Genomic DNA, 13,997 nt, shown 5'->3' with positions numbered 1-13,997 from the left:
ATTTAAGAAAAATGCTTCAGTATTTTTTCCACAATGGTCTGGGCGAGCTTGATTTTACTTTCCACAGTCCACCCTGCCACATGAGGACTTAAAATGACATTATCCATTTGGAGCAATTCTTTGAATTCTGAGGGAATTTCATCGGCAAATAGCGACTCAAAAGATAGTTTTTCGTATTCCAATACATCCAAACCTGCGCCAAGGATTTTGCCTTCTTTTAGTGCATTTACCAAGTCTTGGGTAACCACGCTTTTACCCCGGGCTGTATTTAAGAACCAAAAGGGTTTTTCAAACTGAGAGATGAACTCGGCATTTACCATTTGATTGGTTAAGGGAGTCCATGGGGTATGTATACTTACGACATCCGCCATTTGCTGAAGGGTTTTCAAAGAAACCTGGGTTGCATTTTTGTTTCCAACATTCTCCAAAATATCATAACAAAAAACGGTGCAGTTAAATCCCTTGAGCTTTTTGGCAAAGGCCTTTCCCATGTTTCCATAACCAATGATCCCAACCGTTTTTCCATCCAACTCTACTCCTCGATGCGCTTCCCGTTCCCATTTGCCCGATTTCACACTGCGATCTGCCAGATTCAATTTATTGAAGAGAGACAATAGCATGCCCAATGCGTGTTCTCCCACCGCATTTTTGTTTCCTTCGGGTGCGGAAATCAATCGGATATTTTTCTTTTTTGCATAAGGAATGTCGATGCTTTCCAAGCCTGCACCTACCCTTGCAATGAATTTGAGCTTTTTGGCTGCATCGAGAAAGGGGGCATCGATTTTAAATCGACTTCTAATCACAATGCCGTGATACTCGCCTATAATTTTTTCGATTTCTTCTTTCGAAGCGGTGTAGTCTTCGGTAACTTTATATCCAGCTTTTTCTAGTTCTTCAAGTAGTAGGGGATGATTTTGGTCGAGGAGGAGGATTTTCACTAGCTTAAATTTTTGGGTATTGGGTTTGTGTTCGTTCATGGACCACTTCGCCTGTGTGCTTTGTGGCCAATTTCTCGAAAAGTAACAGATGTACTTCTTCGTCCCCAACACTTTTGGGGCAATGTTCCACGCCTTTGGGTACCACAATAATCTCTCCTTCCTTCACGATCTCTACCTTATCCCTAAAGTGCATTTCCAAGGTTCCTTTCTGAACATAAAATAGCTCGTCTTCCTCATCGTGTTTGTGCCAAACAAACTCTCCTTGAATCTTAGCAAGGATTACCTGCATGTCATCTACAGTGGCAATTTGATGGGGGTGCCATTGCTTAGAGAACTTCCCGAATTTTTCTTTGATGTTAATGGGATTCATAGCGCTTCAATTTTAGAACAAATTACGAATTTCCTCGGGAATCTTCGTGGGTTTCAAACTCTTGGCATTTAAAAAACACCAGAGGGTTTTTGCCGTTACCAGAATACGCCCTGTATTGGCGTTTAAGATTTCGTAATGGCGTTCACTTTTTACCCCTTCTGCATAGGCTACCCACGTCTTAATTTCCAGCTCGTCCCCTTCAAAAGCGGATGCCTTGTAGTCGATATTGTGATTGAGCACATACCACACATATTGTGATCTCATTTCTTCGGAAGCATTCTGTTCCCAATGCGATTCGGCAGCATCCAAACACCATTGTAAGTAGGCAAGATTGTTTACATGGTTTCTAACATCGATGGCCGAAGATGGAACCTTGAATCGATGTTTGAAAACCTTGGCGCTCATTAGAATCCCAGTATGATTTTTGAAATGTAAAAGAAGAGGAAGATTCCGAAGATATCATTGCTTGTAGTGATAAACGGCCCAGTAGCAATAGCGGGGTCTATCCCTTTTTTGTCCAGAATAATGGGGACAAAAGTCCCAATTAATGCAGCTACGATGATGACACATAACAAAGAAAGGGCAATGGTTAGGCTTACCAGTTGGTCTAGGCCCGCTATATAACCGAATAAAATGACCAACAAGCCTAAAGTAGCTCCGTTTATAAGTGCCAGCCCTACCTCCTTTATAAGGCGGTTCAACAAACTTCCTTTGATAATATCATTGGCCAGACCCTGTACAATGATCGCGCTCGATTGTACTCCGACATTTCCCGCCATCGCGGCGATTAATGGGGTGAAGAAAAATAGGATAGGGAACTTGCTCAAAGCCTCATCGAACCCCTGCATGATGTAGACACTTCCCAATCCACCAAAAAGGCCTAATACCAACCAGGGTAAGCGAGCACGGGTGAGGAGCCAAACGTTGTCATCGGCTTCTACATCTTGGGAGATACCTGCCGCTAACTGATAATCCTTTTCGGCCTCGTCCTTAATGAAATCTACAATATCATCAATGGTAATTCGCCCCATTAGAACACCTTTTTCATCTACCACAGGGATGGCTTCCAAGTCATATTTCTGCATGATCCTAGCTACTTCTTCGTTTTCGGTATGAACGGTAACGTAGTCCACCCGTGGAATATACACATCACTTATGTGTGCTTTTTCTGAAGCGGTGAGCAGGTCTTTAAGGGACAATCTCCCTTTCAACAATCCATCCTTGTCCGTAACGTAAATGGAGTGTACGCGGGTTACATTTTTGGCTTGACGACGCATTTCCCGTACGCAACCAGCCACGGTCCATGTTTCCTTTACCTGAATTAGCTCCTTTGCCATAAGGGCCCCCGCAGTGTTGTCATCATAGGTGAGGAGCTCTACAATATCGGCAGCATGCTCTTCGTCCTCAATCTTGTCGATTACCTCCAGCTGAATCTCTTCATCCAATTCGGCCACGACATCTGCCGCATCGTCCGTATCCATTTCTTCCAGCTCCTTGGCGATTTCCTTGGGGGAAAGACGGTCCAGGATTTTTTCCCGAACATCTTCATCCACTTCCATCAAGGCTTCTGAAGTGATTTCGCTTTCTAGGGATTGGATAAGGAAGGTAGCATCATCGGATTTTAACTCTTCTAGGATTTCGGCGATGTCCGCGAAGTGGTATTCGCGCAGCATTTCCTTTAGGCCAAGACCGTCCCTTTGAGCTATGAGATGCTCAATGTGCTGAACGAATTCACTGGTGAGTTGAAATGCCATCGTCCTGTATTTTTTGGGTGAGATTTATAAACTCGGTAACCGAAAGTTGCTCCGGACGCTGGGCAAATATAGTATCTTCTTTTAGTTTATCGGACAGATTAAAGGTTTTTAAACTGTTACGAAGTGTCTTGCGCCGCTGTTGAAAGGCCGTTTTCACGACTTTAAAAAACAAACTTTCGTCGCAAGGCAAGGTAAAATCCTCCTTTCTTCTTAGCCGAAGCACCCCGCTGTCCACTTTTGGGGGAGGGTTAAAAACACCTGGCTTTACAGTAAAAAGATATTCCGCATGATAAAATGCTTGGGTAAGGACCGATAAAATACCGTAGGTTTTACTTCCTTCTTTTTCACAGATACGCTGTGCCACTTCCTTCTGAAACATCCCTGTAAATTCGGGGATTCTATGACGCCATTCCAACGCCTTAAAAACGATTTGGGAAGAGATGTTGTAGGGGAAATTTCCGGTGATTGCAAGTGGTTGATTGTCAAATATTTCAGAAAGGTCAAACTTCAAGAAATCCGCTTCCAAAATGGTAAGGTTTTCTTCCAGATAATGTTGCTGTAAATAGGCAATGGATTCGGTATCCAAATCCATCGCAATTACCTGCAATGGTTTCTTAATAATGTACTTGGTAAGCACGCCCATTCCCGGACCGATTTCCAGTACATTTTTATAGCCTTCCAAAGTGAGGGTGTTGCCTATTTTTTCGGCGATGCGCTCGTCGTGGAGGAAGTGTTGACCTAAGTGTTTTTTTGCGCGAACATGATCTTGCATATTGCTTTCAAAGGTAGTCTAATTCTGGGACTATTTCTGCGACGAAATACCGCGGGAACTATGCCTGCATAAGAATACTTCTGTTAAATTAAAAATCCGGAATCGTTAAAAATTGCAGTTGAACGAAAAAACATACAGTTCAGCTAATTTATGTAGGAAAATTCCTTTTTAAAGTTAGATTTGCGTGAATCTAAAAATGTCAATCCCTTCTCGTTATGAGAAAATATATATTCTTCTTCGTTGCATTTTTATGCATAACAAACCAAACGAAGGCTCAAGGTTTTGCTAGTACGGAGACTAGCACAGAAATAGCCGAGGCCACCACAGAATTCACGCTTAATAAAATCGGAGATAATGGTTTCAAATTCGAAACCTTAACTACGGGAATCAATTCCAAGTACGCAGATTATGGATCGGGACTTTTCATGGATAAGTTCATTTCCTTTTCCGCTCGAAAGATCGGAGCCCTTTCCCGTAAAGATCCTGCAACCAACGAACCTTACACTAAATTGTACTGCAGTGATATTTTGGAGAACTATGACCTAACCCGTCCTTTGTTGTTTTCTAGTATCCTAAACAAGAATGAGAATTTGGGAACCGTTTCTTTCAATCAAGAAGGAAACGTAATGTACTTCACAAAAAACAAGGATGGCGATACCCAGCACTTCGAAATGTATCGCGCCGAATTGAATCCTGAAAAGCAGGGAGAGTGGATCAATATAACTCCGCTTCCTTTCAACAGCGATTGGTATTCCGTTGAGAATCCACACCTGAGCAAGGATGGAAAGACGCTGTATTTTGCGTCTAACATGCCTAACTCTAAAGGAGGATTCGACATCTTCAAAGTGGATGTGAAAAGTGCCAACGAGTATAGCGAAGTAACACCTATCGAAGGTCTTATCAATACGGAGAAGGACGAAAAATTCCCACACCTTTCGTACGATCAGAAATTCATGTTCTTTTCGTCGAAAGGACATGATAACATTGGTGGGTACGATGTGTTTAAATCCCGCCGCACTAAGAAGGGATATGTAACCATTCTTAACCTTGGGAACACCATTAACACAGAGAAGGATGAGATTGCCTTTGTTCCTGCTACCGAAAGAATTGGGTACATCACTTCCAACAAAGATGGAGGTTATGGAAATCATGACATTTACCGAATTACCGAATATGTATTGAAGCAAACAGTTAGTGGAAAGGCGCTTGATTTTGAAACAGGAATTCCATTGGCCAATGCTGAGGTGAAACTAATCGACACCGATGGTACCGAAGTAGCGAACATGATCACCAACGAAAAAGGAGAATTTAACTTCCCAATATCTTCCTTCGAATACTACACTATCGTATCTGGTAAAGAAGGGTTCTACAAAGGATCTACCATTTTTAATACAGACAATAGAACTCCCCAGTACGAAGCAGACGTTACCCTTAAGGCAATTCCTGCTCCTATCGTAGTAGAGGAAGAGAAAACGTATATTAAGATCGACAATATCCTGTTCGATTATGACAGTGCCCGAATCAAGGAAATATCCAAGATTACACTTAACAAAGTTGTAGCGACATTGAAGGAAAACCCAGAAGTTTCTGTAGCGCTTGGAGCACATACCGACTTTAGAGGAAACGATGCCTATAACATGCATCTTTCGGACAGACGTGCAGCTTCTGCTGTGAAGTATTTGTTGTCTAAAGGGATTTCCAAGGACCGACTTACTTGGAAAGGGTATGGAGAGTCGGAGCCGGTAATTGATTGCCGTCCCTGTACGGAAGCACAACACGAAACCAACCGTAGGATCGAATTTATTATAGTAACGGAAACTAACTAACCAGTTATAATTTCCATTAATCCCCGCAATAGCCCGATAGGACTCCTATCGGGTTTATTTATTTTAGAATTCTGCGACTACCTCTAATTCGGTACGGAAGGCTACGAACTTGCCTTCAAAAGGTTTGCTTTGTCCGCGAAGTGTTTGTGCATCCTCCGCATAGTACTTATCCAAGGTGGCTTTGCTATCGGTTCTATATTGCACCGAATAGGTAAGGCCTCCCATTTCCTCTTGCACCTGCACACGGGTCATGAGTGCTTTCGAAAATTTGCCGGTATCTAACATGGCGGGAATGTGCTCATTTCGCATCCACTCCAACCAGGCATCATGGATACTTTCATCAATATTAATGGTAACGTTATAGATATACACCGGGATTTTGGTTTTTAGGGTTGTATTTATGTTTGGGAATCTTTAATTGATCTCATCGCCCCGAAGCATTCGGTATCGCTTGCGGGCTTCTACAAAGAAGATGCTATCGGCAAAATTAAAGATGATCTGCTCGTAGAGATCCTTGGCCTTCTGAGGCATATCCAGTTTCTCCTCGTACAGTTTTGCCAATCGGAAGTGAGCATCGTCCGCCAATATATCGTCATTGTAAAACTCGATGATCTTTTCGTAATTCGCTTCGGCTTTGGCGAAATCATTCAAAGTCTCATAAACGAATCCCTGTTTCAACAAGGTTTCATCTTCTACGGCTTCCCCCTTATGATTTTCAAGGATATCATTGAACAATGCATTGGCTTCACTGTATCTATTCTGAAGTACCAATAAATCCGCCTTGGCGAATTTTTTTAGGGCAGTTTGGGTAGAATCCTCTAAGGAATTATCGCGTATCATCAAGGCTAGTTCCATGGCATCGTTAGCGATGAGTTGAGAGGCCGACTTTTTCAGGACATCCAATTGTACCAAAGACCATTCGAAATCGCCCTTGTAATAACTGGTGCGTGCCACTTTAAATCGAGCTTCCTGTGCCAAGCGATCGTTTTTTACCTTTTTCTGAACCTGCGAATAGTAAATCAATGCCTGATTGAACTTCTCATCGAAGACCAAAATATCGGCTAGAATTAGTTTTATGCGTGCTTCTTGATATATCGATAGGCGTTTCTTGGAAAGTGTTTTTAGGTTGTCTATGGCTTCCTCCTTCTTTCCAAATTTGAAAGCCAAAAACTCATTGTAGTCCAATTGAAGGGCATAGGTCTCCGAACCGCCTCCAAATCTTTCGAAAAGACCCAAGTACTTCTGTTGAATGGCCGCATAATCCTCCTCGGTGGCCAATTCTAACTCTATGTTCATTAGGTATTGATAGCCCGAAATTTTGCCACCGATGGTTGGGGCATTTTCAATTACAAATTCAGCCACTTGCTTCGCATCCTCATAGCTTTCTTCCTCCATGGAAATTCGAAGCAAATCAATGATACCACTTAGGTCACCGCCGCTACGCTTGTATATTGCTTTTTCTTGTGTAAATGCTTTTCTGTAATCTTTCTGTTGAATGAATAACCAGCTCAACAATTCATTGTAGAGAATATCTGGATTGCCTTGTAGTCGTTTCAACAATGCTTTTTTGAATACAATATTCGCCTCGTTGGTAGGGTCTTCGTTGATATAGAAACTGAAATTTCGCTGGGCCGAAGGTCGATAGGCTACGTTCGATTGGATGAGATCGATGTACTTTTCGAACATCAATTCCAATTTTCCCTGTTCTCCATAAATACGAGCCAACTGACTATTATAATCCCGCTCCGGATCCAACTCCATGGCCCTTTCATATACAGTCGCGGCTTCATCCAATCGGCTATAATCGCTTAAGGTTCTTCCTACGATATAGGCATAAATGGGATTTTCTTCTACCGATTTAATGGCTTTCTGATAGGCAAAGTTGGCCAAACTGTCTTTGTCCTGCAACGTATAGTTGTGACCCAATTCCACATAGTACTGTGGATATTGTCTTCGTCCATTCAGTTTTTCCATGATCGCCACCTGGGCTTCATCATAGCGTTCCAGCTGCTGATAGGTCTTTATGAGATATAGAAATTGACTGTTATTCCCAGGATTTTGCTTTACCAGCTTTTTGAAAATGGTAAGCGCCTTTTCATACTTCCCCTGCTCAAAATAATTTTTGGCCAAACCTTCGGTCTGACCTAAGGAGCCATAGGAAACAAAAAGTAGTAAGAGAATAATTACAATTCGCATGGGATAAATATACGTAATAGAGTTCTTAAAAATTTCTCAAATATTAGGCCGATTTATCCCCAAACAGCCTTTCAGCCCTAATTTATGATGTCGAAACCGCAATAAGGGACCAATACTTCCGGAATTTTAATGCCATCGGGAGTTTGATAGTTTTCCAAAATTCCAGCCAATACGCGGGGTAATGCCAAGGCACTTCCGTTTAGGGTATGGGCCAATTTGTTCTTTCCATCGGTATCCTTAAAACGCAGTTTTAAGCGATTGGCTTGAAAAGTTTCAAAATTGGAAACGGAAGAAATCTCCAACCATCGATCCTGTGCAGTAGAAAATACTTCGAAATCATAGGTCAACGCAGAGGTGAAACCTAAGTCGCCACCACACAATCTGAGAATACGATAGGGTAGCTTTAATTCCTTCAGAATTTCCTTTACGTGGTCTACCATGCCATCCAATGCAGCGTAACTGTTGTCAGGATGCTCAATACGAACGATCTCTACCTTATCGAATTGATGCAAACGATTCAGTCCTCGAACATGGGCTCCATAACTTCCTGCTTCACGACGGAAACAAGGGGTGTACCCAGTACAGGTAATGGGCAATTGGTTGTGCATTAAAAGATCTCCCCTAAATAAGTTGGTTACGGGAACTTCGGCCGTTGGGATAAGGTATAAGTCGTCCATTCCCACATGGTACATCTGTCCTTCCTTATCGGGCAATTGGCCGGTACCATATCCGCTGGCTTCATTTACAAGGTGAGGTACTTGATATTCGGTATAGCCTGCCGCCGTATTCTTGTCTAGAAAATAAGTGATCAAGGCGCGCTGTAATCTAGCTCCCTTCCCTTTGTACACAGGGAAACCAGCTCCAGTGATCTTCACTCCCAATTCGAAATCGATGAGGTCGTATTTCTTTGCCAATTCCCAATGAGGTAACGCTGCACTATCTAAGGTAGGGACATCTCCTTCTCTGTAAACTTCTTCATTATCGTTCTCGTCGGTTCCCGCTGGGACCAATTCATTAGGAATATTGGGAAGCTCATACAAGGCTTTTTGCAGCTTGCTCGCCGCATCGTTCAATTGTTCCTGAAGCTCCTTACTGCTCACCTTGAGCTGAGAAGTTTTCTCTTTCAGTAAGTTTGCCTTTTGGGTTTCCCCATTTTTGAACAACATCCCAATCTCTTTGGAAAATGTATTGGATTGCGAAAGGGTTTCGTCCAATTTTGCTTGGGTAGCCCGACGCAGTTCGTCCAGCGACAGTACCTCTTCAAGCATGTCTTTGGCATCAAGGCCACGCTTGGCCAATGCCGTTACATAAGCTTCTTTGTGCTCGCGAATGTTCTGTACTTGTAACATTTTCCTTAGGATTTTAAGAGCGCAAAGTTAGGGAAAAAGAGGCTGTATGGGAAGTTTTGGATTTATTCTTTTTCCGCTTTGCTGTGGTAATCGGCAGGAGTGGGTAAAATCCAATCGTGGTGTTGTAAGGGATACCACTTTTCTTGGGCCAAATCCACTTCAGAATCGATAAAAGGATGATATACCCCGCCATTTATTTTCACACGACAATTGGCATATACGGCTACGTCCTTTCCCTTTTCCTTTTCAATCGCGTGGATACGCTGAGCCAACTGCCAAATAAGGTCGGGTTTGGTCTGGACATTACGGCGTTGCTTTTTAGAAAGCATTTCGCGATACGGATATTTGGTGCGCTTGCCTGTTTCCTTGTCTTCTACCCAAATAGTGAGTGCTCCGGAGCGGGATCGTAGCATCATCCGCCAGCTAAGGCGGTGTCCCTCTTCGGTCCATAGTACATCCTCTGGAAAGAACCAGTGACGAACCGGAAGCCCTATTTGAACCAGAAAATAAATGCTGAAAGCCACGATGGCAGGTTTGGCATACGAAGGCGTGATAATTTCGTCCCCTGTATACACTTCCCTTTTTAATTTGAATCGCTTGATCAGAGTTTCTGAAGAGAAAAAGAAAAAGGCAAATGCGATCGACATGTATGGGAAAATCCCAATTTGAAATACCACCGAATTGAAAAGATGGAAAAACAGAGACAGGGAAAAAGCCAAAAAGCGAGTCCTTTTCCAAAGGAACATGGGGATGATGAGTAAATCGAATAGCAATCCAAAATAGGCAATGCTATAATGTACCCATGTTTGTTGCAGCAGATCCCCTATGAGCCAATATTCTTTCTTACCTAGCATTAGTAATGCCGGAGCTTTTAGGTTGAACCAATCGGGGTACATTTTGGCAATAGAAGCATAGGTAAAGACAATAAATACTTGAAGTATTAAAATTACCTTCACCCATCGTGGCATGGAAAGGGAGCGCAAAGCAGGGTTTCTTTTTACATCCAGGGATAGCCAACGGTTGGCGGGGAGCAACACCATGATCCAGCACAAAAGCATCATTAAATAATAGTGGTTATTGTAGGAGGTTTTTTGCATGAGATACACACAAGTCCACATCAATGCATAGGCAAACATGGCAAACCTATATCGGTATCCAATCATAACGCAAACCCCCAGAATCCCCAAAACGGCAAAGTAGATATACATGCCTCCACCGGGCAGTGGTTGTAGGAAATCGAAGCCGATGAAGTGAAATGTAAATTCGGGCTCAACAAAAACACGTCTCACCCAGCCAGTGGCAATGGCGCCGAATCCTTCCAAAGCAATTAAGAGTCCAAAGGCGATCCTCCAGAGCACTAATCCGGTATTATCGATTCGCGAAAAGAGCAACTTATTCATGTTGTTTCAAATACTGCCTAGCATAGGCTTCGTCTGCCTTAATGGCTTCTATGAGGTGTTCTACAGATTCAAAATGTTTTTCTTCCCGAATGTGGGTAATGAATTCCAAGGTAAGGGGTTGGTCATAAAGGTTTCCTTCAAAATCCATCAAGAATGTTTCAATGGTCGTGTGTGTTCCGCCAACCGTGGGATTGGTTCCAATACTGGTGAGTCCGTAAATGTGACTTCCGTTAAGGTTAGCCTGAACTAAATAAACCCCTTTCTTCGGGATTAATTTATAATCCTGATCTACCTTTAAATTGGCCGTAGGAAATCCTAAATCTTTTCCTATTCCTTTGCCTTGCGTTACATTCCCAGACAGCGTATATCGATATCCGAGGTAGTTGTTCGCAGTAGAAATGTCCCCATCATTTAGTGCATTGCGTATTTTGGTGGAACTAATGGCAACATCATTTAATTCCTGTGCGGTGATTTCTTCCACATTGAAATCGTAGGTTTCGCCATATTCTTTTAGGTTGTCTATGTTGGCGGTCCTATTTCTGCCGAAACGATGATCGTATCCTATAATGATATGTTTGGCATTCAATTGGTTTACCAAAATATCGCGCACATATTCCAGTGCTGTAAGTCGGGAAAATTCTTTGGTGAAGGGTTCAACCACCATGTGGTCGATCCCCAGGGATTCCAGTACTTCTTTTTTTTCAGCAAGGGTATTAATTAGCTTTAAATCAGTATCCCGCTGTAATACCATTCGAGGATGCGGGAAAAAGGTGAGGAGTACAGCATCGAGCTGTTCCTGTTTGGCTAGTTTCACCAAACGTTTAATAATAGCTTGATGCCCAACATGAACACCGTCGAATGTGCCAATAGTGACGACACAGCCCCTTTCGTTGTTATATGCCAAAGTCGAAGTGTATTCCTCCAATTTATTTGCCGTTATAGGAATTCATGGTTATTTGTACCCCGGCCAAGCCGAATGATTCTACAATTTTGGAAGCCATGTCCAAACGTTCTTTTAGTTTCGATTCTTCCTCTTCATTCCATTCGCCCAATACATAATCCACTTGTCTTCCTTTGGAAAAGGAGTCGCTTATACCAAATCGAAATCTATTGTACTTTGTCGTCTGCAATACGTTCTGAATATCCTTTAATCCATTGTGTCCTCCATCACTTCCCTTTCCCTTTACGCGAAGGGTTCCAAAGGGGAGGTTAAGGTCATCGGTAACCACCAAAAGGTTTTCTAACGGAATCTTTTCTTTGTCCAGCCAATATTTAACAGCTTTTCCACTTAAATTCATGAAGGTGCTGGGCTTTAGGAACAAAAATGTGCGGCCTTTCTTTTTGTAGGTGGTGATGTCCCCAAGTTTTACGGTTTCCCAGGTAAGATCGTTTTCCCTTGCCATATGATCCAGTACCCGAAAGCCAATATTGTGACGGGTATTTTCATATTTGGGGCCGATATTTCCCAGACCTGCAATGAGGAATTTTTTCATAGGATCGCCTGTCGTGTAGGGTTTCTTTTTTTCTGAAACAAAAAGTGATCTTAAAAAGGATAGCATTCCTTTCTTTATTTTTGGTAAAAATAAAAAAAGCATCCCGAACACAGGATGCTTTTTGAATTATTAGGGAATAGAAATTTATTCTTCCGCTGGAGCTTCGGCAGCAGGTGCTTCTGCAGCAGCCTCTGTTCCTTCTTCTCCTTCTTCTTCTTCTTCCTCATCTTCATCGGCCACGGCAGTACGCGAAGTTCTAACCTGACAGATTACAGCATTGTCGGAATGCATGATTTTGAATTTCTCTTGCTCTACCGCTGTAACATACATCTTAGCTCCAATACGCATTTCGGTAATGTCTACCTCGATAAAGTCTGGTAAATCCTGTGGTAGTGCTTTTACACGAAGTTTACGGTTTACGATACGCAATACCCCTCCGTTACGAACTCCACGGGAGTTTCCAACAAGTTTTACAGGAATGTTCATGGTCACTTCCTTATCATCGAAGATTTGGTAAAAATCGATGTGAAGGATGCGATCGGTTACCGGGTGAAACTGAATGTCCTGAAGGATACATTCTACTTTGGTACCGTCTTCTAGTGCAACTACAACTGTGTGTACGTTTGGAGTGTACACCAAGTCCTTAAATGCAATTTCGTCTGCCGAAAAGTGAATAGGTGCTTCTCCTCCGTAAACAACGCAGGGAACCTTTCCAGCATTACGTAGGGCTTTGGTCGATGCCTTACCCACGCTTTCTCTTTGAGATCCGTTAATTGTAATTGATTTCATCTTATTGTTTTAAATTTAAAAAGCCGCTTCCTTAGAAAGCGGCTGCAAATGTACGTTTTTTATACGAAAAGCGAAAAGAAATCCTTTCGTTTCTACATCAGGAATTTGGACGCTATACTTTCGTTGTGTTGCACGCTAAGCATAACATCTGCAAATAGTTGCGCGCAGCTCAATACTTTTATTTTAGAACTTTCCTGTTTCAATGGAATAGAGTCCGTTACAATAAGTTCTTCCAATTGCGAATTTTCCAAACGCTCATAGGCATTTCCAGAAAGGATAGGGTGCGTACAGATCGCTCGTACACTAGCGGCTCCACGTTCCATCATCAGGTCGGCTGCTTTGGTTAAGGTTCCAGCGGTGTCTACCATATCGTCGGCCAATACTACATTCTTGCCTTGTACATCCCCAATCAATTCCATGTGGGAAATAACATTGGCCTTGGCGCGCTGTTTGTAACAGATTACTACGTCACTTTCTAAGGCCTTAGAATAGGCATAAGCTCTTTTCGATCCTCCCATATCTGGAGAAGCAATTGTTAAATTGTCCAGATTCAGGTTTTTTAAATAGGGTAAGAAAATCGTAGAAGCAAATAAGTGGTCTACCGGCTTCTCGAAAAACCCTTGAATCTGATCGGCATGGAGGTCCATCGTAATGATTCGCGTGGCTCCTGCGGTTTCCAACATTTTGGCCACCAATTTAGCAGCAATAGGAACCCTTGGTTTGTCCTTGCGATCCTGTCGGGCCCAACCAAAGTAAGGAAGCACCGCAGTAATGTGTCGTGCGGAAGCTCTTTTGGCTGCGTCTAACATAAGAAGCATTTCCATGAGGTGATCGCTATTGGGAAAGGTAGATCCGATAATGAACACTCGACTTCCCCGTACCGATTCCTCGAAAGAAGGCTGAAACTCGCCATCGCTATAGGTAGAAGTGATCACGTTGCCCAAGGGCGCGCCAAAGGCATTGGCGATTTGTTGGGCTAAGATTTGACTTTGTTTACAGGCAAAAATTTTAGGTGCTGGTACGGATGGCGACATTGTGTTTTATTATTTAGTTGCGTTGGGTGCAAATGTAAAAAATACTAGGGAGTGTTCTTCAAAAAAATGCTGAAAG

General features: G+C 42.7%; 14 protein-coding genes. 1 reads left to right on the top strand and 13 read right to left on the bottom strand.

Annotated features, from left to right (window positions below):
- Positions 1-2: 2 nt before the first annotated feature.
- The 5 genes from POV27_RS18135 to rsmA are packed head-to-tail and all read right to left on the bottom strand — an operon-like array spanning position 3 to position 3,834.
- Positions 3-938: a 2-hydroxyacid dehydrogenase gene (locus tag POV27_RS18135; RefSeq protein WP_272864210.1), complete on the bottom strand. Its 936-nt coding sequence runs from the start codon at positions 936-938 to the stop codon at positions 3-5.
- 4 nt (positions 939-942) lie between these two features.
- Positions 943-1,308, bottom strand: coding sequence for a cupin domain-containing protein (locus POV27_RS18130; RefSeq protein WP_272864209.1), 366 nt, complete (start codon positions 1,306-1,308; stop codon positions 943-945).
- Positions 1,309-1,320: 12 nt separating this feature from the next.
- The gene (locus tag POV27_RS18125; protein ID WP_272864208.1) at positions 1,321-1,713 is read right to left on the bottom strand and encodes an acyl-CoA thioesterase; all 393 of its coding nucleotides are present in this window, start codon (positions 1,711-1,713) and stop codon (positions 1,321-1,323) included.
- Entirely contained in the window at positions 1,713-3,062 is a 1,350-nt protein-coding gene (gene mgtE, locus POV27_RS18120; protein ID WP_272864207.1) for a magnesium transporter, read from the bottom strand. The genes POV27_RS18125 and mgtE overlap by 1 nt, the downstream gene beginning before the upstream one ends.
- Positions 3,040-3,834: a 16S rRNA (adenine(1518)-N(6)/adenine(1519)-N(6))-dimethyltransferase RsmA gene (gene rsmA, locus POV27_RS18115; RefSeq protein WP_272864206.1), complete on the bottom strand. Its 795-nt coding sequence runs from the start codon at positions 3,832-3,834 to the stop codon at positions 3,040-3,042. Before rsmA ends, mgtE begins: the two co-directional genes overlap by 23 nt.
- A gap of 215 nt (positions 3,835-4,049) precedes the next feature.
- Between rsmA and POV27_RS18110 the strand changes: the two genes are divergently transcribed.
- Positions 4,050-5,660 (top strand): OmpA family protein, encoded by a 1,611-nt coding sequence (locus POV27_RS18110; RefSeq protein WP_272864205.1) that lies wholly within the window; start codon positions 4,050-4,052, stop codon positions 5,658-5,660.
- A 63-nt stretch (positions 5,661-5,723) separates the two neighbouring features.
- Here POV27_RS18110 and POV27_RS18105 read toward each other — a convergent pair whose 3' ends face one another.
- The 8 genes from POV27_RS18105 to POV27_RS18070 form a co-directional block, all read right to left on the bottom strand.
- Positions 5,724-6,032: a DUF4286 family protein gene (locus tag POV27_RS18105; protein WP_272864204.1), complete on the bottom strand. Its 309-nt coding sequence runs from the start codon at positions 6,030-6,032 to the stop codon at positions 5,724-5,726.
- Between the two features lie 42 nt (positions 6,033-6,074).
- Positions 6,075-7,856, bottom strand: a complete 1,782-nt coding sequence (locus tag POV27_RS18100; protein ID WP_272864203.1) for a tetratricopeptide repeat protein — start codon at positions 7,854-7,856, stop codon at positions 6,075-6,077.
- A 77-nt stretch (positions 7,857-7,933) separates the two neighbouring features.
- Positions 7,934-9,205, bottom strand: a complete 1,272-nt coding sequence (gene serS, locus POV27_RS18095; protein WP_272864202.1) for a serine--tRNA ligase — start codon at positions 9,203-9,205, stop codon at positions 7,934-7,936.
- 62 nt (positions 9,206-9,267) lie between these two features.
- A complete protein-coding gene (locus POV27_RS18090) occupies positions 9,268-10,605 on the bottom strand; it encodes an HTTM domain-containing protein (protein WP_272864201.1) in 1,338 nt (445 codons plus the stop codon).
- Positions 10,598-11,509, bottom strand: coding sequence for a bifunctional riboflavin kinase/FAD synthetase (locus tag POV27_RS18085; RefSeq protein WP_272864200.1), 912 nt, complete (start codon positions 11,507-11,509; stop codon positions 10,598-10,600). Before POV27_RS18085 ends, POV27_RS18090 begins: the two co-directional genes overlap by 8 nt.
- A gap of 22 nt (positions 11,510-11,531) precedes the next feature.
- Entirely contained in the window at positions 11,532-12,164 is a 633-nt protein-coding gene (gene pth, locus POV27_RS18080) for an aminoacyl-tRNA hydrolase (RefSeq protein WP_272864199.1), read from the bottom strand.
- A 78-nt stretch (positions 12,165-12,242) separates the two neighbouring features.
- A complete protein-coding gene (locus tag POV27_RS18075) occupies positions 12,243-12,887 on the bottom strand; it encodes a 50S ribosomal protein L25/general stress protein Ctc (RefSeq protein WP_272864198.1) in 645 nt (214 codons plus the stop codon).
- 92 nt (positions 12,888-12,979) lie between these two features.
- Positions 12,980-13,921 carry a ribose-phosphate pyrophosphokinase gene (locus tag POV27_RS18070; protein ID WP_272864197.1) on the bottom strand — a complete coding sequence of 314 codons (942 nt, stop codon included), beginning with the start codon at positions 13,919-13,921 and terminating at the stop codon, positions 12,980-12,982.
- Between the last annotated feature and the right edge of the window lie 76 nt (positions 13,922-13,997).

The organism is Aureisphaera galaxeae, from assembly GCF_028561275.1.
Classification (GTDB): domain Bacteria; phylum Bacteroidota; class Bacteroidia; order Flavobacteriales; family Flavobacteriaceae; genus Aureisphaera; species Aureisphaera galaxeae.
Note: the sequence above shows the minus strand (reverse complement) of the source record. Positions and strands in the feature narration are given on the sequence as shown.

Bases quoted from the DNA above. Each gene is read 5' to 3' on its own strand.
- POV27_RS18130 (WP_272864209.1), bottom strand. From the start codon at position 1,308: ATGAATCCCATTAACATCAAAGAAAAATTCGGGAAGTTCTCTAAGCAA.
- POV27_RS18125 (WP_272864208.1), bottom strand. From the start codon at position 1,713: ATGAGCGCCAAGGTTTTCAAACATCGATTCAAGGTTCCATCTTCGGCC.
- mgtE (WP_272864207.1), bottom strand. From the start codon at position 3,062: ATGGCATTTCAACTCACCAGTGAATTCGTTCAGCACATTGAGCATCTC.
- rsmA (WP_272864206.1), bottom strand. From the start codon at position 3,834: ATGCAAGATCATGTTCGCGCAAAAAAACACTTAGGTCAACACTTCCTC.
- POV27_RS18110 (WP_272864205.1), top strand. From the start codon at position 4,050: ATGAGAAAATATATATTCTTCTTCGTTGCATTTTTATGCATAACAAAC.
- POV27_RS18100 (WP_272864203.1), bottom strand. From the start codon at position 7,856: ATGCGAATTGTAATTATTCTCTTACTACTTTTTGTTTCCTATGGCTCC.
- serS (WP_272864202.1), bottom strand. From the start codon at position 9,205: ATGTTACAAGTACAGAACATTCGCGAGCACAAAGAAGCTTATGTAACG.
- POV27_RS18090 (WP_272864201.1), bottom strand. From the start codon at position 10,605: ATGAATAAGTTGCTCTTTTCGCGAATCGATAATACCGGATTAGTGCTC.
- pth (WP_272864199.1), bottom strand. From the start codon at position 12,164: ATGCTATCCTTTTTAAGATCACTTTTTGTTTCAGAAAAAAAGAAACCC.
- POV27_RS18075 (WP_272864198.1), bottom strand. From the start codon at position 12,887: ATGAAATCAATTACAATTAACGGATCTCAAAGAGAAAGCGTGGGTAAG.
- POV27_RS18070 (WP_272864197.1), bottom strand. From the start codon at position 13,921: ATGTCGCCATCCGTACCAGCACCTAAAATTTTTGCCTGTAAACAAAGT.